This window comes from Variovorax sp. KBW07, assembly GCF_003852515.1.
In the GTDB taxonomy this organism is placed as follows: Bacteria; Pseudomonadota; Gammaproteobacteria; order Burkholderiales; family Burkholderiaceae_C; genus Variovorax.
This window is the reverse complement of sequence record NZ_QAJK01000081.1, coordinates 33,794-52,206: the sequence shown is the minus strand read 5'-3', so window position 1 is coordinate 52,206 and position 18,413 is coordinate 33,794. Positions and strand designations below refer to the sequence as shown.

The 18,413-nt window shown below is 66.8% G+C and carries 15 protein-coding genes; all 15 read left to right on the top strand.

Features of this window, described 5'->3' with window-relative positions; genetic code table 11:
* Window positions 1–178 precede the first annotated feature (178 nt).
* Window positions 179–763 (top strand): amino acid synthesis family protein, encoded by a 585-nt coding sequence (locus DBV14_RS17580; protein WP_124460448.1) that lies wholly within the window; start codon window positions 179–181, stop codon window positions 761–763.
* A gap of 70 nt (window positions 764–833) precedes the next feature.
* Window positions 834–2,042, top strand: coding sequence for an ABC transporter substrate-binding protein (locus DBV14_RS17575; protein WP_124460447.1), 1,209 nt, complete (start codon window positions 834–836; stop codon window positions 2,040–2,042).
* Window positions 2,043–2,129: 87 nt separating this feature from the next.
* Window positions 2,130–4,082, top strand: coding sequence for an ABC transporter permease (locus DBV14_RS17570; protein ID WP_124460446.1), 1,953 nt, complete (start codon window positions 2,130–2,132; stop codon window positions 4,080–4,082).
* A complete protein-coding gene (locus DBV14_RS17565) occupies window positions 4,079–4,873 on the top strand; it encodes an ABC transporter ATP-binding protein (RefSeq protein WP_124460445.1) in 795 nt (264 codons plus the stop codon). Before DBV14_RS17570 ends, DBV14_RS17565 begins: the two co-directional genes overlap by 4 nt.
* Window positions 4,870–5,604 carry an ABC transporter ATP-binding protein gene (locus DBV14_RS17560; protein ID WP_124460444.1) on the top strand — a complete coding sequence of 245 codons (735 nt, stop codon included), beginning with the start codon at window positions 4,870–4,872 and terminating at the stop codon, window positions 5,602–5,604. The genes DBV14_RS17565 and DBV14_RS17560 overlap by 4 nt, the downstream gene beginning before the upstream one ends.
* A 52-nt stretch (window positions 5,605–5,656) precedes the next feature.
* Window positions 5,657–6,382 (top strand): bifunctional nicotinamidase/pyrazinamidase, encoded by a 726-nt coding sequence (gene pncA, locus DBV14_RS17555; RefSeq protein WP_124460443.1) that lies wholly within the window; start codon window positions 5,657–5,659, stop codon window positions 6,380–6,382.
* Window positions 6,383–6,493: 111 nt separating this feature from the next.
* A complete protein-coding gene (locus DBV14_RS17550) occupies window positions 6,494–7,627 on the top strand; it encodes an ABC transporter substrate-binding protein (RefSeq protein WP_124460452.1) in 1,134 nt (377 codons plus the stop codon).
* Window positions 7,605–8,105, top strand: coding sequence for a (2Fe-2S)-binding protein (locus DBV14_RS17545; RefSeq protein WP_124460442.1), 501 nt, complete (start codon window positions 7,605–7,607; stop codon window positions 8,103–8,105). Before DBV14_RS17550 ends, DBV14_RS17545 begins: the two co-directional genes overlap by 23 nt.
* Window positions 8,106–8,292: 187 nt before the next feature.
* Window positions 8,293–12,081 carry a molybdopterin cofactor-binding domain-containing protein gene (locus tag DBV14_RS17540; protein WP_124460441.1) on the top strand — a complete coding sequence of 1,263 codons (3,789 nt, stop codon included), beginning with the start codon at window positions 8,293–8,295 and terminating at the stop codon, window positions 12,079–12,081.
* 95 nt (window positions 12,082–12,176) lie between these two features.
* Window positions 12,177–13,361 (top strand): fumarylacetoacetate hydrolase family protein, encoded by a 1,185-nt coding sequence (locus DBV14_RS17535; protein ID WP_124460440.1) that lies wholly within the window; start codon window positions 12,177–12,179, stop codon window positions 13,359–13,361.
* Between the two features lie 150 nt (window positions 13,362–13,511).
* Window positions 13,512–14,612 (top strand): type VI secretion system protein TssA, encoded by a 1,101-nt coding sequence (tssA, locus tag DBV14_RS17530; protein WP_124460439.1) that lies wholly within the window; start codon window positions 13,512–13,514, stop codon window positions 14,610–14,612.
* 90 nt (window positions 14,613–14,702) lie between these two features.
* Window positions 14,703–15,275: a type VI secretion system contractile sheath small subunit gene (gene tssB / locus DBV14_RS17525; RefSeq protein ID WP_124460438.1), complete on the top strand. Its 573-nt coding sequence runs from the start codon at window positions 14,703–14,705 to the stop codon at window positions 15,273–15,275.
* Window positions 15,276–15,326: 51 nt separating this feature from the next.
* Window positions 15,327–16,838, top strand: coding sequence for a type VI secretion system contractile sheath large subunit (gene tssC / locus DBV14_RS17520; RefSeq protein ID WP_124460437.1), 1,512 nt, complete (start codon window positions 15,327–15,329; stop codon window positions 16,836–16,838).
* 49 nt (window positions 16,839–16,887) lie between these two features.
* Entirely contained in the window at window positions 16,888–17,370 is a 483-nt protein-coding gene (locus DBV14_RS17515; protein ID WP_124460436.1) for a type VI secretion system tube protein Hcp, read from the top strand.
* Between the two features lie 158 nt (window positions 17,371–17,528).
* On the top strand, window positions 17,529–18,407 hold the full coding sequence (locus tag DBV14_RS17510; RefSeq protein ID WP_124460435.1) for a type VI secretion system accessory protein TagJ: 879 nt from the start codon (window positions 17,529–17,531) through the stop codon (window positions 18,405–18,407).
* The last annotated feature ends 6 nt before the right edge of the window (window positions 18,408–18,413 follow it).

Below are 18,413 nucleotides of genomic sequence, written 5' to 3'. Positions count from 1 at the left end.
TCCCCGCAGCGAAATAAAGGAGGAGCGAAGCGGGGGACATTCGCGGAGGGGAGTACCCGGTGTCATTCGCACAAGCCAAGAATGACCCCGCTCCCGAACCCGACCAAAAACCGCACAGCAGCGACCGCAAGCGCCGTTAACAGCTAGCAGCCCCAGAGACAAAAGAAAGCCAGAGAACATGACCGCCAACATCCGCAAGCTCGTTATCCAGGTCGATGAAACCCGCAAGGAAATGGGCCAGGACGTCACGCCCCCCACGCGTCGTGCCGTTGCCATTGCCGTCATCGAGAACCCCTACGCCGGCCGCTACAGCGAGAACCTCGACGAGCTCATCGCCATCGGCGAAGAGCTCGGCGCACTGCTCGGCCAGAAGGCCGTCAAGGCCCTCGGCATCGAGCCCGGCCAGGCCCAGAGCTACGGCAAGGCCGCCATCGTCGGCGAACGCGGCGAGCTCGAACATGCCGCCGCCATCCTGCATCCCAAGCTTGGCGCACCGCTGCGCGTCGCTGTCGAAAAGGGCGCCGCACTCGTGCCCTCCGCCAAGAAGCAGGGCACCCTCGGCACCGCCATCGACGTCCCGCTCGGCCACAAGGATGCCGCCTTCGTCCGCAGCCACTTCGACGCCATCGAGGCCCGCGTGAGCGATGCGCCCCGCGCCAACGAAATCGTCGTGGCCGTGGCCGTCACCGACAGCGGCCGTCCGCTGCCGCGCATCGGCGGCCTGCAAGCCAGCGAGATCAAGGGCGAAGACGGCCTTCGCTGAAGAAGAACCGCCTTCGCATCCCATTCCAGTACAGCATCGTGTTTTCTGTTCGAACCCAAGGAGCTTCCCGATGATTCCATTGCGCCATGTTTTCTGCGCCGCTTCCGTCGTCACGCTGGCCACAGCGGCCCTTGTCCCCGCGCATGCGCAGGGCGTGATCAAGATCGGTGAAATCAACAGCTACAAGGCGCAACCCGCCTTCCTCGAGCCCTACAAGAAGGGCATGGAACTCGCGGTCGACGAGATCAACGCCAAGGGCGGCGTCAACGGCAAGAAGATCGAGCTCATCAGCCGCGACGACAACGCCAACCCCGGCGATGCCGTGCGCGTGGCCGAAGAACTCATCTCGCGCGAAAAGATCGACGTGCTGGCCGGCGCCTTCCTGTCGAACACCGGCCTGGCGCTGACCGACTTCGCCAAGCAAAAGAAATTCTTCTACCTGGCCGCCGAGCCGCTCACCGACAAGATCGTCTGGAGCAACGGCAACAAGTACACCTACCGCCTGCGCCCCTCCACCTACATGCAGGTCGCGATGCTGGTGCCCGAGGCGGCCAAGCTCAAGAAGAAGCGCTGGGCCATCGTGTACCCCAACTACGAATACGGCCAGTCGTCGGCCGCCACCTTCAAGACGCTGCTGAAGGCCGCGCAGCCCGACGTCGAGTTCGTCGCCGAGCAGGCGCCGCCGCTGGGCAAGGTCGATACCGGCAGCGTGGTGCAGGCCTTGGCCGATGCCAAGCCCGACGCGATCTTCAACGTGCTGTTCGGCGCCGACCTCTCCAAGTTCGTGCGCGAAGGCAACACGCGCGGCCTCTTCAAGGACCGTGAAGTCGTGAGCGTGCTGACCGGCGAGCCCGAATACCTCGATCCGCTGAAGGACGAAGCACCCAACGGCTGGATCGTCACGGGCTATCCGTGGAACGGCGTCAAGACGCCCGAGCACAAGGCCTTCCTCGATGCCTACCAGGCCAAGTTCAAGGACTACCCGCGCCTGGGCTCGGTGGTCGGCTACAGCGCCATCCACTCCATCGCGGCCGGCATCAAGAAGGCCGGCGGCACCGACACCGAGAAGCTCGTCGCGGCCTTCAAGGGCCTGCAGGTCGACACGCCGTTCGGCAAGATCAGCTACCGCGCGCAGGACAACCAGTCCACCATGGGCGCGTACGTCGGCAAGACAAAGAACGACGGCGGCAAGGGCGTGATGGTCGACTACGTCTACCTCGACGGCGCCAAGTTCCAGCCGTCCGACGAAGAAGTGAAAAAGATGCGCCCTGCGGACTGACCGCACGGCTCCTGCAACGCACCGGCCACCGCTGACAACACACAGCGGTGACTGGTGCGGATGTCTCCAGTTTCCTCAGGGTCCCTCATGAGCTTTTCAGGCTTCGTTGTTCAGTTGCTCAACGGGTTGGCCGGCGCGTCCTCGCTCTTCTTCGTGGCGGCCGGCCTCTCGTTGATCTTCGGCGTGACGCGCATCGTCAACTTCGCCCATGGTTCGTTCTTCATGGTCGGCATCTACCTAGCGTACACGCTCGTCGACAAGCTGGGTTCGAGCCTGGGCTTCTGGCCCGCGCTGCTGATCGCGGCGGTGGCGGTCGGGGTGCTCGGCGCGCTGATCGAAGTGCTGCTGCTGCGCCGCATCTACAAGGCGCCCGAGCTGTTCCAGCTGCTCGCCACCTTCGCCCTGGTGCTGGTCATCAAGGACGCGGTGCTGTGGCTCTGGGGGCCCGACGAGCTGCTCGGTCCGCGTGCGCCGGGCCTCAAGGGCTCGGTCGAAATCCTTGGCCGCCAGTTTCCTTCGTACGACCTGTTCCTGATCGTCGTCGGCCCGCTGGTGCTGGGCCTCGTGTGGCTGCTGCTCACGCGCACGCGCTTCGGCACGCTGGTGCGCGCCGCCACGCAAGACCGTGAAATGGTCAGCGCGCTGGGCGTCAACCAGGCCTGGCTGTTCACCGCCGTGTTCGCGCTCGGCGCCTTGCTCGCGGGCCTGGGTGGCGCGCTGCAACTGCCGCGCGAACCCGCCACGCTCGAGATGGACCTGAACACCATCGGCGCCGCCTTCGTGGTCGTCGTGGTGGGCGGCATGGGCTCGCTGCCTGGCGCGTACGTGGCCGCGCTGCTCATCGCCGAAATCAAGGCGGTGTGCATCTGGCTCGGGGTGGTGCAGATCTTCGGCATCGACGTGTCTTTCTCGAAGCTCACGCTGATGGTCGACTTCCTGGTGATGGCGATCGTGCTGGTGTGGCGTCCCTGGGGCCTGTTCGGCCGGCCGCAGGCGCCGAGCCGCTACGTGGGCATGCAGGAAGAACCGCTGCGCCGACCGAGCAATGCGTACCTTGTCGCCGCCGCCGTGCTGGCGCTCATGCTCGCCGTGCTGCCGCTGCTGACGGTCAACTCGCCCTACACGCTGGTGCTGATGATCGACCTGCTGGTCGCCGCGCTGTTCGCCACCAGCCTGCACTTCATCATGGGTCCGGCCGGCATGCACTCGTTCGGCCATGCCGCGTACTTCGGCCTTGGCGCCTACGGTGCGGCCCTGCTGGTGCGCGCATTGCATCTGCCGATGGAAGTCGCGCTGGTCGTCGCGCCCATGGTGGCCGCGCTCGGCGCGCTGGTCTATGGCTGGTTCGCGGTGCGGCTCTCGGGCGTGTACCTCGCAATGCTCACACTGGCCTTCGCGCAGATCACCTGGGCCATCACCTACCAGTGGGACAGCTTCACCGGCGGCAGCAACGGCCTGACGGGCGTGTGGCCTTCGGAATGGCTGTCGAACAAGCAGGCCTACTACTGGCTCACGCTGGTGCTGGTCGGTGCCGGCGTGTGGTGGTTGCGGCGCGTGCTGTTCTCGCCCTTCGGCTATGCGCTGCGCGCGGGCCGCGACTCGGTACTGCGCGCCGATGCCATCGGCATCGACGTCAAGCGCATGCAGTGGGCCGCGTTCGTCATCGCGGGCACGGTGGCTGGCCTGGCTGGCGCGCTGTATGCCTTCTCCAAGGGCAGCATCTCGCCGGAAAGCCTGTCGGTCGGCAAGTCGGTCGACGGCCTCGTGATGGTGCTGCTCGGCGGCATCCAGACGCTGGCGGGGCCGGTGGTCGGCGCCATTACGTTCACCTGGCTGCACGACACCGTGGCGCGCAACACCGACTACTGGCGCGCGATGCTCGGCGCCATCATCCTGATCCTGGTGCTGCTGTTCCCGCAAGGCATCGCGGGTTCGATCAAGCAACTGGCCGACCGCTGGCGCGCGCCGAAGAACGATGAAGATGCGCAAGCCAAGGCAGCGGCCTCGGCGGACGCCAAGCTCAAGGAGGTGAAGGCATGAGCCTCCTCAAAGTAACGAACCTCGGCAAATCGTTCGGCGGCGTCAAGGCCGTGGACGGCATCAGCTTCGAGCTGCCGCCCGGCGAACTGCTCGCGCTCATCGGCCCCAACGGCGCCGGCAAGTCCACCACCTTCAACATGGTCAACGGCCAGCTCAAGGCCGACCAGGGCTCGATCACGCTCGACGGCCAGGAACTCGTGGGCCGCAAGCCGCGCGAGATCTGGCGCAAGGGCGTGGGCCGCACCTTCCAGATCGCCGAGACCTTTGCCTCGCTCACCGTGGTCGAGAACGTGCAGATGGCCTTGCTCTCGCACGACCGAAAGCTGTTCTCGATGTGGCGCCGCGCGGCCGACCACAAGCGCGACGAAGCGCTCGCCCTGCTCGACCAGGTCGGCATGAAGTCGCAGGCCGACCGGCCCTGCAGCGTGCTCGCCTATGGCGACGTGAAGCGTGTGGAGCTGGCCATCGCCATGGCCAACAGCCCCAAGCTGCTGCTCATGGACGAGCCCACCGCCGGCATGGCGCCGCAGGAGCGCAACTCGCTCATGGCACTGACCAAGGACCTGGTGATCCAGCGCGGCATGGCCGTGCTGTTCACCGAGCACAGCATGGACGTGGTGTTCGCGTATGCCGACCGCATGATCGTGCTGGCGCGCGGCCGCCTCATCGCGCAGGGCAAGCCGCTCGAGATTCGCGACCACCCCAAGGTGCAGGAGGTGTACTTCGGCACCGGCAAGACCTTCGAGAAAAAGACCGCCGAGAAAGCGGCAGCCATTGGAGAAGCGGCATGAGCACGCATGAACCCCTGCTGGAAGCCAAGGCGCTGTGCGCTTGGTACGGCGCCGCGCAGATTCTTTACGACGTCGATCTCGATGTGCGTCGCGGCGAAGTGGTCGCGCTCATGGGCCGCAACGGCGCCGGCAAGTCCACCACGCTGAAGGCGCTGATCGGCATGCTCGCGAAGCGCCGCGGCGCGGTGCGCTTTCTGGGCCACGACATTTCGAAGAGCGAGCCGCACCACGCGGCGCGGCTGGGCCTGGGCTTCGTGCCCGAAGACCGGCGCGTTTTCACCGACCTCACGGTGATGGAGAACCTAGAGGTCGGCAAGCAGCCCGCGCGCCAGTGGGCCGACGGCACCGCCGCGCCGCTGTGGACGCCCGAGCGCCTGTTCAAGCTGTTCCCCAACCTCGGCGAAATGCCCAACCGCCCCGGCGGCCGCATGAGCGGCGGCGAGCAGCAGATGCTCACCGTGGCCCGCACGCTGATGGGCAACCCGTACCTGGTGCTGCTCGACGAACCCTCCGAAGGCGTGGCCCCGGTCATCGTCGAACAGATGGCCCAGATGATCCTGGAGCTCAAGGCGCAGGGCGTGAGCATCCTGCTGTCGGAGCAGAACATGCACTTTGCCGAGCTGGTGTCCGACCGCGCCTATGTGCTGGAAAAGGGGCAGATCCGCTATCACGCCACGATGGCCGAACTGGCGGCGAACGAAGAAGTGCGCCGCGCCTACCTGAGCGTCTGATCTTTCCGCGTCCGAGTTTCTTGTTGTTCATCAACCCACCGGAGTCCACGCCATGCATCGCAGAACCCTCGTGAAATCCGCTGCCGCCCTCGGGCTGGCGGGCGGCCTCGGCAGTCTCGGCTTCAACGCTTTCGCGGCCGGCAAGATCAAGCCCGGCAGCAAGGCGGCGCTGATCGTGGTCGACGTGCAGAACTGCTTTCTCGACGGCGGCACGCTGGCGGTGAAGGGCGGCAACGAAGTCATTCCGGTCATCAACGCACTGGCGCCGGCCTTCCAGAACATCGTGGTCACGCAAGACTGGCACACGGCGGGCCACGCTTCGTTCGCGAGCACCTACTCGGGCAAGAAGCCGTTCGAAACCACCAAGCTCAACTACGGCACGCAGGTGCTGTGGCCCGACCACTGCGTGCAGGGCACCGAAGACGCGGCGCTCGGCAAGGACCTGAAGGTGCCGACCGCGCAGCTCATCATCCGCAAGGGCTTCCACAAGGAGATGGACAGCTACTCGGCCTTCGAGGAAGCCGACCACAAGACGGCCACCGGCCTGGCCGGTTACCTGAAGGCGCGCGGCATCAAGACCGTGTTCGTCACCGGCCTGGCCACCGACTTCTGCGTGGCCTGGACCGCGATGGACGCACGCAAGGCCGGCTTCGACGCCTATGTGATCGAAGACGCTACGCGCGGCATCGACCTGAACGGCTCGCTGGCCGCGGCGTGGAAGCAGATGACGGCCAAGGGCGTGAAACGCATCCAGTCCGGCGACATACAGGCCGGCTGACGAAGCCAGCGACGCCCGCGACGCACACGACAGGCGCCGCGGCAACGACAGCAACGACAACGACAACGAAGAGACAGACGACGCATGAAGCTTTCGATTTCAAGGCGCGCGATGGTGGCGGGCGGCGCGGCCCTGGTGTTCGGCCCCGGCCTCCTGCGGCCGGCGCGCGCCGACAACGGCGTGACCGACACCACCATCCGCATCGGCCAGTCGGCCGTGTTCAGCGGCCCCGCGAAAGACTTCGGCGTCGATTACCGTGCGGGCATCAAGCTGTACTTCGACCGCGTCAACAAGTCGGGCGGCGTCAACGGCCGCAAGATCGAGCTGGTCACCTACGACGATGCCTACGACCCCGCGAAGACGGCCATCAACACCGCGAAGCTGATCGACGAAGACAAGGTCTTCGCGCTCACCGGCTACGTCGCCACCGGCAACCTCGCGGCGGCCATGCCGCTGGCCGAGAAGGCCGGCGTGCCGATGTTCGCGCCGCTGGTGGGCACCACCTCGTTTCGCACCAAGACCAACCGCTACCTGTTCCACGTGCGCGCGGGCTACGACCTGGAGCTGCGCAAGATCATCAGCCACCTCTCGACGCTCGGCATCCAGTCGATCGCGGTGGTGTACCAGGACAGCGCCTTCGGCAAGTCGAACCTCGCCACCTGCGAAGAGCTGGCGGCCGACTACAAGGTCAAGGTGCTGAAGACCTTGCCGCTGGCCATCACCGCCGAAGACGCGAAGAGCGTCGTCGCCAGCCTGGCCGAGGCCAAGCCCGGCGCGGTCGTGATGATCATGGCCGGCCGCATGGTCGAGGTGTTCATTCGCGACTACCGCGCCAGTGCCGTGGCCGCGCCGCTGTACACGCTGTCGGTGGGCATCACCGATGCGGCCGGCTCCGCCAAGCGGCTCGACGGCAAGCTCGCCGGGCTGGTCACGGCCAGCATCGTGCCGCCGCCGCAGGCGCAGCGCGTGCCCATCGTGGCCGACTACCAGCGTGACCGCGCCGAGTTCGGCGAGAAGATCGACAGCTACACCGCGCTCGAGGGCTACATCGTCGCGCGCGTGATGGCCGAGGGCCTGCGCCGCGCGGGCAAGGGGCTCACGCGCGACAGCTTCATCGCCGGGCTCGAGAGCATCGGCAGCACGCGCTTCGGCGACTTCCCCATCGACTACAGCGCGAAGAACCACAACGGCTCGACCTTCGTGGACCTGGAGATGTACACCCGTGACGGCCAGTTGCGGCGCTGAGCCGCCGCACCTGCGGGTCAACGGCCAGCCGCACGCGCTCGACGGCGTGCCGCGCGCGGCGACGCTGCTGCACTTCCTGCGCAACGACCTGGGGCTGAACGGCCCCAAGTACGGCTGCGGGCTGGGGCAGTGCGGTGCCTGCACGGTGCATGTCGATGGCGTGGCGGCGCGCGCCTGCGTGATTCCGGCGCATGGCGTGGCGGGCCGCTCCGTCACCACGCTCGAAGGGCTGGGCGAGCGGGGCAACTGGCATCCCGTGCAGGCCGCATTCGAAGACGCGCAGGCCGCGCAGTGCGGCTACTGCCTGAACGGCATGGTCATGCAGGCCGCGGCGCTGCTGGCGCGCGATCCGCAGGCGAGCGAGGCGCGCATCCGCAGCGAGCTGTCGGGCAACCTGTGCCGTTGCGGCACGCACATAGAAATTCTCGACGCGGTGCAGCGCGCTGCGGTGCGCATGCGCGCGGAGACAAGCCCATGAGCCGCCCGCGTTGTCCCCTCTCGGTGTCTTGTCCCCTCTCCCTCTGGGAGAGGGCTAGGGTGAGGGCATCGGCCTTCGAACAAGCACAGCCTTTGCCATCGCCGCCGACCCTCACCCCAACCCTCTCCCCAAGGGGAGAGGGAGTAATTCCCGCGTCTCGCCCTCTCTCCCTTCGAGAGAAAAGCCGATGACGCGCCGCGCCGATCTTCCGCAAACGCGCGCCGAATTCCTGTCGGCCGACGGCGTGCTGCTCGTCGTGCGCGAGGCCCCGCCCGCGCCCCCTCCCGCCAAAGGCCAGCCCGCGCTCATCGCCGGCAACCCCATCGAAGGCGACGAGGTCCTGCTCGCCGTGTGGGACGACGGCAGCGCCTCCGCGCTCAATGGCCACGTCGACCTGGGCACCGGCATCCAGACCGCGCTCGCGCAGATCGTGGCCGAAGAGCTCGATCTCGGCATGCCCTGCGTGCGCATGATGCTCGGCGATACGGCGCGCGTGCCCAACCAGGGCGCGACGATCGCGAGCGCGTCCATCCAGATCCATTCGCAGCCGCTGCGCCTTGCCGCGGCGCAGGCGCGTGCGTGGCTGCTGGCGCGCGCGGCCGAGCGCCTTGGCGTGCCGGTCGATGCATTGCAGGTGCGCAATGGCGTGGTGCGCGTCACCGAAGCGCCCGACACGCATGTCAGCTATGCGGACCTCGTTGCCGGACAGCGCACCGTGCTGCGGCTCGATCCGCAGGCACAGCCCAAGGATCCGGCCGACTACCGCGTCGTCGGCACGCGGCAGGCGCGCGTCGACATTCCGGCCAAGCTCGCGGGCGAACTGGTGTTCGTGCACGACATGCGCGTGCCCGGCATGCTGCATGGCCGCGTGGTGCGCCCGCCGTATGCCGGAGCGGACCACGGCGAGTTCATCGGCAACACGCTCGAATCGGTCGATGAAGCGTCCATTGCGCACATCCCCGGCATCCGCGCCGTGGTCGTCATCCGCGATTTCGTCGGCATCGTGGCTGAGCGCGAAGAACACGCCGAACAGGCGTTGCGTGAACTTCGCGTCGCGTGGAAGCCCTGGCCCGGCATGCCCGACCTGTCCGACGTGGCACAGGCCCTGCGCGACAACCCCTCGACGCAGCGCCTGCTGGTCGATGAAGGCGATGTCGATACAGCCATCGCGGCGGCCGCGCAGCCGATGCAGCGCACCTACGTGTGGCCCTACCAGATGCATGCGTCCATCGGCCCGTCGTGCGCGCTGGCCGACTGGCAGCCGGCCGATGGCAGCGGCATGCAGCTGCGTTGCTGGGCCGGCTCGCAGAACCCGCACGTGCTGCGCGCCGACCTGGCGAAGCTCATGGGCGTGGAAGACGTGCAGGTCGACGTGGTCCGCATGGAGGCCGCGGGCTGCTACGGCCGCAACGGCGCCGACGACGTGGCCGCCGATGCCGCGCTGCTCGCGCGCGCCGTCGGCATGCCGGTGCGCGTGCAGCTCACGCGCGAGCAGGAACATGCGTGGGAGCCCAAGGGCGCCGCGCAGCTCATGGAGATCGACGGCGGGCTGATGGCCGACGGCAGCATTGCCGCCTACGACTTCGAGACCTCGTATCCGTCGAACGGCGCACCCACGCTCGCGCTGCTGCTCACGCGCACCATCGAGCCGGTGGCGCAGGCCTACGAGATGGGCGACCGCACGGCGCGGCCGCCCTACAGCTACGACAACCTGCGCGTGAAGGTCAACGACATGGCGCCGATCGTGCGCGCCTCGTGGCTGCGCGGCGTGTCGGCGTTGCCGAGTTCGTTCGCGCACGAGTCGTACATCGACGAGCTGGCGACGGCGGCGGGTGTCGACCCGGTGCAGTTCCGGCTGCGCCATCTCGAAGACCCGCGCGCGGTCGAGCTGGTGCAGGCCACCGCGCAGAAGGCCGGCTGGCGCATGCGCACCGGGCCGCAGGAGAACACCGACGGCGGGCTGGGCGAGGGCGGCGACATTCTGTTCGGTCAAGGCTTTGCCTATGCGCGCTACATCCACAGCAAGTGGCCCGGCTTCGGTGCCGCGTGGGCCGCGTGGGTGGCCGATGTCGAGGTGAACCGCAAGACCGGCGAGGTGCATGTGCGCCGCGTGGTCGTGGGGCACGACGCGGGGCTGATGATCAACCCCGCGGGTGTCGAGCACCAGGTGCACGGCAACGTGATCCAGACCACCAGCCGTGCGCTGATGGAAGAGGTGAAGTTCGCGCCGCGGCAAGGCGCCGCCGATGCCGGTGTGGGTGCCGGTGCAGGTGCGCAGTTGCCCGGCGTGCGGCCGGCCGGCGTGGTGGCGAGCCGCGAGTGGGGCAGCTACCCGATCATCAATTTCCGCGAAGTGCCGGTGATCGAGGTGATGCACATGCCGCGGCCTGGCGAGCCTTCGCTCGGCGCGGGAGAGTCGTCGTCGGTGCCGGGAACGGCGGCGATCGCGAATGCGATCTTCGATGCGACGGGGGTGCGGTTTCGGGCACCGCCGTTCACGCCGGAGACGGTGCTGGCTGGACTGAATCCGCTGACTGCGGACTTGCCCCCTCTCCCTCCGGGAGAGGGTTGGGGTGAGGGTCGACGGCCTGCGAGTGGTGACGCCGTCGCACCCTCATCCCAGCCTTCTCCCAAAGGGAGAAGGAGCAATACCGAAGCCGCCTGGCCCAAGAGGAAGGGCCTGTGGGCCACGGGCGCCGCGCTCTTCATCGGCGGCATCGGCGTCATCGCGGGCCTGCTCGGCTGGCGCTCCACCATTGCGCCGGTGTCCCTCACCGCGCCGGTCTACAGCCAGTCCACCATCGAACGTGGCCGTGTGCTTGCTTCCCTCGGAGATTGCGCCGTGTGCCACACCGCACCTGGCGGCGCACCCAACACCGGAGGCCGCGCAATGGACACGCCCTTCGGCACGCTCTACACCACCAACCTCACGCCCGATGCCGACACCGGCCTGGGCCGCTGGTCTTTCAGCGCATTCCAGCGCGCGATGCGCGAAGGCGTTTCACGCGACGGCCATCACCTGTACCCGGCCTTCCCATACACGGCATTCGCCAAGACCAGCGACGACGACCTGCAGGCGCTCTATGCGTACTTCATGTCGATGCCCGCGGTGCGCGCCGAAACGCCGAAGTCCGAGCTCAAGTTCCCGTTCAGCATGCGGCCGCTGATGGCCGGCTGGAACGCGCTCTTTCATGACCCCGCGCCATTGCAGCCCGTGGCCACGCAAAGCGCCGAGTGGAACCGTGGCGCCTACCTCGTCAACGGCCTGGGCCATTGCGGCGCCTGCCACACGCCGCGCAATGCGATGGGCGCGGAGCAGGGCGGCAGTGCCTTTCTTTCGGGCGCGATGGTCGACGGCTGGGAAGCGCCCGCGCTCACGCAGCTGTCGAAGTCGGCCGTGCCGTGGGACGCCGATGCGCTCTACCGCTACCTGCGCAACGGCCACTCGCCCCGCCATGGCATTGCGGGCGGTCCGATGGCCGAAGTGGTTCGCGAACTCGCGCAGGTGCCCGACGCCGACGTGCGCGCCATGGCCACGTACCTCGCTTCGTTCAACCCGGCGCCGGCCGCCGAGCCGCAGGCCCTTGCACAACAGGCCATCGCCGCCGCGGCAAGCACGCAAGGCCAGCTGCTCGGTCCCGCGCAGCGCATGTTCGACAGCGCCTGTGCTTCGTGCCACCACGACGGCAACGGCCCCACGCTGCTGGGCGTGAACACGCCGCTGGCACTGAACAGCAACCTCACCAGCGCGCGGCCCGACAACCTGCTGCGCACCATCCTCGATGGCGTGCGCGAACCCGCGAGCCGCGACATCGGCTTCATGCCCGCCTTCCGCGAAGCGCTCGACGACCGGCAGATCGCCGAGCTTGCCGGCTACATGCGCGCACGCTTCGCGCCACAGGAGCCGGCCTGGAAAGACCTGCCGGGCGACGTCGCGCGCGTGCGCGCCGCACCGGCACACGGCGCGGGGCACTGAAGAAGGAAGAACGGCAGGGCGACACCGGCAGTGCTCTCTCTGTGATGCGCCGCTACGATGCCACGTAGCGACACATCACACGGAGACACCACGCCATGCCATTGAACCTCTCGACTTCTTCCTGCCTGCCCCGCGACGCCGAGCGCGCTACGTTGGTCGGACGCCTCTGGCAACCGGGCGTGGGCCCGGTGCTGGTGGCCGTGCACGAAGGCGGCCTGCACGACCTGTCGACACTCGCGCCCACCATGAGCGACCTGCTCGAAGGCCAGGCACCGCCTGCCGAAGCCGTGCGCCACGCGCTGAAGAACAATGCACCGCGCATTGCAGCGCTCGACGCCGTGCTCGCCAACAGCGACGAAACCGCGCGCGACGAAAGCAAGCCCTGGCTGCTCGCGCCCTGCGACCTGCAGGCCATCAAGGCCAGCGGCGTGACCTTCGTCGCGAGCCTGCTGGAGCGCGTCATCGAGGAACAGGCGCGCGGCGATGCATCGCGGGCCGAAGCCACGCGCGCCGCCATCGGCGACGTGCTGGGCGACAACCTCGCCGGCATCGTGCCCGGCTCGCCGGAAGCGGCGAAGGTCAAGGAAGTGCTGATCGCGCAGGGCGTGTGGTCGCAGTACCTCGAGGTCGGCATCGGCCCCGACGCCGAGATCTTCACCAAGGCCCCGGTGCTTGCGGCAGTGGGCACGGGCGCCGATGTCGGCATTCATTCGGGCTCTGTGTGGAACAACCCCGAGCCCGAAGTCGTGCTCGCGGTCAACAGCCGCGGCGAGACGCTGGGCGCCGCGCTCGGCAACGACGTCAACCTGCGCGACTTCGAAGGCCGCAGCGCGTTGTTGCTGGGCAAGGCAAAAGACAACAACGCCTCGTGCGCCATCGGGCCCTTCATACGTTTGTTCGATGCGCACTTCGGCATTGCCGACGTGCGCCGCATCACGGTCGCGCTCGAGGTCACGGGTCCCGAGGGCTTCACGCTCGAAGGATCGAGCTCGCTGTCGAAGATCAGCCGCGACCCGCTCGACCTCGTGTCGCAGACCGTGGGCAAGCATCACGCCTACCCCGACGGTTTCATGTTGTTTCTGGGAACGATGTTTGCGCCGACACAAGACCGTCACGGTCCTGGTCAAGGATTCACCCATGTCGTGGGCGACCATGTGCGCATCGCCGCGCCCGAATTGGGAGCACTGCTCAATCGCGTGGTACACGCCGATCAGGCGCCGCGATGGACTTTTGGCATCGGCGCGTTGATGCGCAATCTGGGGGCGCGTGGACTGTTGTAGTTGCGCTGTAGACGTTCTGACTGCGTTTAAAAGAAGTTGTACTTCTTTGTGATTCATAGCCAGCGCGTTGCACTCTGTTGCTGTTGACCGCGACCTGAGTTACCCCTCAAGATAACTGTTGTTGAGAAACGGTAACAAAGGGAGAAGAGGTTGTCGCCGACCGAGATCGATCTATTGCAGCAGCCTGTTGAAGGCCCGTTCCCGTGCGGTGAAGATCTGGAGTACGACCCCGATTTCATGGCGTTGCAACAGGCAACCACGGGCAAGCGCGAGCAGCAGTTCGGCTCCACCATCATCCCCGCCGAGCCTCCCGATTGGGCGCGCGTGGAGCGCATCGCAAAGCAGCTGTGCACGCGCACTCGCGACCTTCGCGTGCTGGTGCCGCTCACGCTGGCCTGGACCGAGAACCGCGGCCTGCCCGGCTATGTCGATGGCCTGCAGGTGGTCGATGGCGTGCTGCAGAAATTCTGGACCGACGTGCATCCGCGCGTCGTGGTCGATGGCGATTTCGAAGACCCGCTGCCGCGCATGAATGCGCTGGCCGCACTGGCCGAATCCGAAGGGCTCGGACGCAGCGTGCGCGATGCGCGCCTGCTCGACGACGGTGGCTCGGCCATGAGCCTGCGGCAGGTCGAGGCGCTGCTCGATTCGAGCAAGACCGACCAGGTCGACTACCCCGGGGGCATCGGCCGGCTGCGCGAAGCGGCCCGCCGGGCGCATGAAAAAGATGCACCGCCCGTGGTGGCCCTGCGTGCGGCGCTCGACCTGTTGCAGCGCATTCGCGCAACCTCCGAGCGTGCGCTGGGCCAGAGCTGGGCACCCGATTTTTCCCGCCTCGAAAGGTCGCTTCGCACCGTGGTCCAGCTGCTGCCCGAACAGGTGCAGCCGGAGCCCGCCGAAGCTGCCGAAGCCCACTCCCAGGTGGCATCGGAAGGGTCTTTACTTCCTGATTCGGTAGTACCAAATGCCGCAGGGAATACCTCCTCAAATGTCGGTACAGGCCTACGCGTGGCCCGCATTAAAGATATTGAAATATCGAGTCGTGATGATGTGCAAGTGTTGTTGGAAAAAGCTTGCCTTTACATGGAGCGCGCGGAGCCCAGTCATCCGGCGCCCATGCTGATACGAAGAGCACAGAGACTGCTCGAGCTCAATTTCTTCCAGATCATCGAAGAGCTCGTGCCCGAGGGATTGCAAAAGATAGAGAGCCTCGCGGGGCGCCCGTCGAACGGCGCAAGCCCCGCGGAGTAACAACAGCCGTCACCCAGGCGCCGCGGGCCCCGGCGGCGGAAGGTCGATCAGGGGCGGACCCCCACGCATTTCAGATTCAAGAGGAAGCTTATGGCAGACAACCGTGTCAGAAACAGTGGTCAGAAGTTCATTGCGCGCAACCGCGCGCCGCGCGTGCAGATCGAGTACGACGTGGAGATCTACGGCAGCGAACGCAAGATCCAGCTGCCCTTCGTGATGGGCGTCATTGCCGATCTCGCGGGCAAGCAGATCGATCCGATGCCCGACCTTGCCGAGCGCGAGTTCATGGCCGTGGACATCGACAACTTCGACGACCGCATGAAGTCGATCAAGCCGCGCGTGGCCTTCCAGGTGCCCAACACGCTCACCGGCGACGGCCAGATGAATGTCGACATCACCTTCGACAGCATGGACGACTTCTCGCCCGCGCGCATCGCACGCCAGGTCGATGCGCTGCAGCAGCTGCTCGAAGCGCGCACCGAACTGTCGAACCTGCTGTCCTACATGGACGGCAAGAACGGCGCGGAGCAACTGATTGCGCAGGCGCTGCAGAACCCGGCCTTGCTCAAGTCGCTGGCGTCCGCGCCCAACCCCGCGGTTGCCAAGGCGGTGGAAGCCGCGAACGAAAAGGCAGGCGCGGCACCCGGCGCCACTTCCGAGTAAGCGCAAGCACGTGCAGCACCCGCAACGCAAGCCGACGACAGGATCTTCCTCATGAGCACCGCACCCAAACAGACAGCCGCGCGCAGCACGCAGACCACCGTCGAGGCGCTCGCGCCGAACGAGTTCTCCGACCTGTTGCAGCGCGAGTTCAAGCCCAAGACCGAGCAGGCCCGCGAGGCGGTTGAAAACGCCGTCAAGACGCTGGCCGTGCAGGCCCTTGAAAACACCGTCACCATTTCCAACGATGCCTACCGCTCGGTGCAGGCCATCATCACGGAGATCGACCGCAAGCTCTCGGAGCAGATCAACCAGATCCTGCACCACGAAGACTTCCAGCAGCTCGAAGGCGCATGGCGCGGCCTGCACTACCTGGTCAACAACACCGAGACCGACGAGCAGCTGAAGATCCGCGTGATGTGCGCGTCCAAGCGCGAAGTGGCGCGTTCGCTCAAGCGCCACAAGGGCATCGGCTGGGACCAGAGCCCGCTGTTCAAGAAGATCTACGAGGCCGAGTACGGCCAGTTCGGCGGCGAGCCCTTTGGCGCGCTGATCGGCGACTTCCATTTCGACCACAGCCCGCCCGACGTCGAGATGCTCGGCGAAATGGCCAAGATTGCCGCCGCCGCGCACTGCCCCTTCATTGCCGGCGCATCGCCCACCGTGATGCAGATGGACTCGTGGCAGGAACTGTCGAACCCGCGCGACCTGACCAAGATCTTCCAGAACACCGAGCACACCGCATGGCGCTCGCTGCGCGATTCGGAAGACGCGCGCTACATCGGCCTGGCCATGCCGCGCTTCCTGGCGCGCCTGCCCTACGGTGCCCGCACCAACCCGGTCGACGAATTCGAGTTCGAGGAAGAAACCGATTCGGCCCTGCACACGCGCTACACCTGGGCCAACTCGGCCTATGCGATGGGCGTGAACATCAACCGCTCGTTCAAGCAGTACGGCTGGTGCACCTCGATTCGCGGCGTGGAGTCGGGTGGCGCGGTCGAGAACCTGCCCACGCACACCTTCCCGACCGACGACGGCGGCGTCGACATGAAGTGCCCGACCGAGATCGCCATCAGCGACCGGCGCGAAGCCGAGCTGGCCAAGAACGGCTTCATGCCGCTGGTGCACCGCAAGAACTCCGACTTCGCGGCCTTCATCGGCGCGCAGTCGCTGCAGCAGCCGGCCGAGTACTACGACGCCGACGCCACCGCCAATGCCAACCTGGCGGCACGCCTGCCGTACCTGTTCGCATGCTGCCGTTTCGCGCACTACCTGAAGTGCATCGTGCGCGACAAGATCGGTTCGTTCCGCGAGCGCGAGGACATGGAGCGCTGGCTCAACGACTGGATCATGAATTACGTCGACGGCAGCCCCGGCACGTCGTCGCAGGACACGAAGGCAATGAAGCCGCTGGCGGCGGCGGAAGTCCAGGTGGAAGCCATCGAGGACAACCCGGGCTACTACGCCGCCAAGTTTTTTCTCCGGCCGCACTATCAGCTCGAAGGGCTGACGGTTTCCTTGCGGCTGGTTTCGAAGCTGCCATCCAACAAGAAGGACAGCAGCTAATTCAACGGCGTCCCGGAGACACGGGCGCACATAACTTTGGGGGTTAATCATGGCAGTAGACATGTTCATGCGCGTCGAGGGCGCAAACGGCGAATCCAAGGACTCGAATCACAAGGAATGGACGGATATCAAGTCGTTTGCCTGGGGAGCGACGCAGCCTGGAAACATGGTCAGCGGCGGTGGCGGTGGTGTCGGCAAGGCCAGCTTCAACGACCTGCAGGTGCTGGCACGCATCGACAAGGCGGCACCGTCCGTCATGAAGAACTGCGCAAGCGGCAAGCACCTGGCCAAGATCGAGGTGTCGGTGTGCAAGGCCGGTGGCTCCCAGATCGAATACACGCGCGTCACGCTCGAGGAAGTGCTGGTCACCTCGGTGCAGTACACGGCCGAGCAGGGCTCCGACGCGGTGCTCGTGCAGTACGCCTTCCAGGCCGCCAAGGTGAAGCAGCAGTACTGGGAACAGACCGACAAGGGCGGCAAGGGCGCCGAGACGGTGCTGGCCTGGAACATCAAGGAAAACAAGGAAGCCTGATTTCCTTGCCTCCGTGCCCGACCGGCCGCGCGCGTCGCCTGTTTTTCAACAGCGATGCGTTCGCGGGCCGGCCGGGGATGTTCTCCGACGGCCATCACCGGCCGTCCTTTGCACACCGGCCATTCGTGCCGGGTGCCAGCAATCAATGAGGAAGCTTCATGCGCGATGGGTTTGCAGTGCTGGGCGACCGCTCCGTGGCCGAGCACACCGAAGGGGTGCAGCGGCAGATTCGCGCCAAACCCCAGGACGCCGGCCTGCGGCTGGCCCTGTGCCACTTCCTTGCGCTGCGTGGCGAATGGCAACGGGCTGAAGACCAGCTCAAGCTCGCCACCAAGCTCGATCCCACGTTCACGCCGGCCAGCGTCACCTGTGCGATGGCGCTCGCTGGTGAACGCCATCGTTCCGAATTCTGGGCCGGTGCACGCGCGCCGGCCATCGTCAGCGGCAATGCCGACTGGGTCGAGCAGCTCATTGCCGCGGCGGCGCTGCCGCCCGCACGCGCCGACGAAGCCGCAGCCCTGCGCGAGAGCGCGCGCCAGGCCGCGCCTGCATTGCAGGGCACGCTCACCAGCGTCGACCGCTCCGATGCGCGTGCGGCGCAGGCGCTCGACGGCGAGCCCGTCGAACACAGCGAATTCGCGTGGCTGTGCGACGGCGACGTGCGCCTGGGCGCGGTGCTGGAACTGCTCACGCCCTCGGGCTATGCGTGGCTGCCGCTGCCGGCGGTGCGGCGCATCAAGTTCTCGCGCCCGCAGCACCTGGTCGACCTGCTGTGGGCACCGGCCGAGATCGAGCTGCACGACGGCCGCGGGCTCAATGGCCTGGTGCCCGTGCGCTACCCCGGCGCGCTCGATGCGCTCGACGACGAAACCACGCTGGGCCGCCGCACCGACTGGCTGCCGCTGGCCGGCGAAGAGCAGTACGCGGGCGTTGGCCAGCGCACGTTGATCAGCGAGGCCGGCGACCATTCGCTGCTCGACCTGCGGCTTGTCGAATTCGCACCCGTCACGGGCGCCCTGGAGCGCACCACCCCATGAGTGCCC

Bases quoted from the DNA above. Each gene is read 5' to 3' on its own strand.
- DBV14_RS17580 (WP_124460448.1), top strand. From the start codon at position 179: ATGACCGCCAACATCCGCAAGCTCGTTATCCAGGTCGATGAAACCCGC.
- DBV14_RS17575 (WP_124460447.1), top strand. From the start codon at position 834: ATGATTCCATTGCGCCATGTTTTCTGCGCCGCTTCCGTCGTCACGCTG.
- DBV14_RS17570 (WP_124460446.1), top strand. From the start codon at position 2,130: ATGAGCTTTTCAGGCTTCGTTGTTCAGTTGCTCAACGGGTTGGCCGGC.
- DBV14_RS17565 (WP_124460445.1), top strand. From the start codon at position 4,079: ATGAGCCTCCTCAAAGTAACGAACCTCGGCAAATCGTTCGGCGGCGTC.
- DBV14_RS17560 (WP_124460444.1), top strand. From the start codon at position 4,870: ATGAGCACGCATGAACCCCTGCTGGAAGCCAAGGCGCTGTGCGCTTGG.
- pncA (WP_124460443.1), top strand. From the start codon at position 5,657: ATGCATCGCAGAACCCTCGTGAAATCCGCTGCCGCCCTCGGGCTGGCG.
- DBV14_RS17550 (WP_124460452.1), top strand. From the start codon at position 6,494: ATGGTGGCGGGCGGCGCGGCCCTGGTGTTCGGCCCCGGCCTCCTGCGG.
- DBV14_RS17540 (WP_124460441.1), top strand. From the start codon at position 8,293: ATGACGCGCCGCGCCGATCTTCCGCAAACGCGCGCCGAATTCCTGTCG.
- DBV14_RS17535 (WP_124460440.1), top strand. From the start codon at position 12,177: ATGCCATTGAACCTCTCGACTTCTTCCTGCCTGCCCCGCGACGCCGAG.
- tssB (WP_124460438.1), top strand. From the start codon at position 14,703: ATGGCAGACAACCGTGTCAGAAACAGTGGTCAGAAGTTCATTGCGCGC.
- tssC (WP_124460437.1), top strand. From the start codon at position 15,327: ATGAGCACCGCACCCAAACAGACAGCCGCGCGCAGCACGCAGACCACC.
- DBV14_RS17515 (WP_124460436.1), top strand. From the start codon at position 16,888: ATGGCAGTAGACATGTTCATGCGCGTCGAGGGCGCAAACGGCGAATCC.
- DBV14_RS17510 (WP_124460435.1), top strand. From the start codon at position 17,529: ATGCGCGATGGGTTTGCAGTGCTGGGCGACCGCTCCGTGGCCGAGCAC.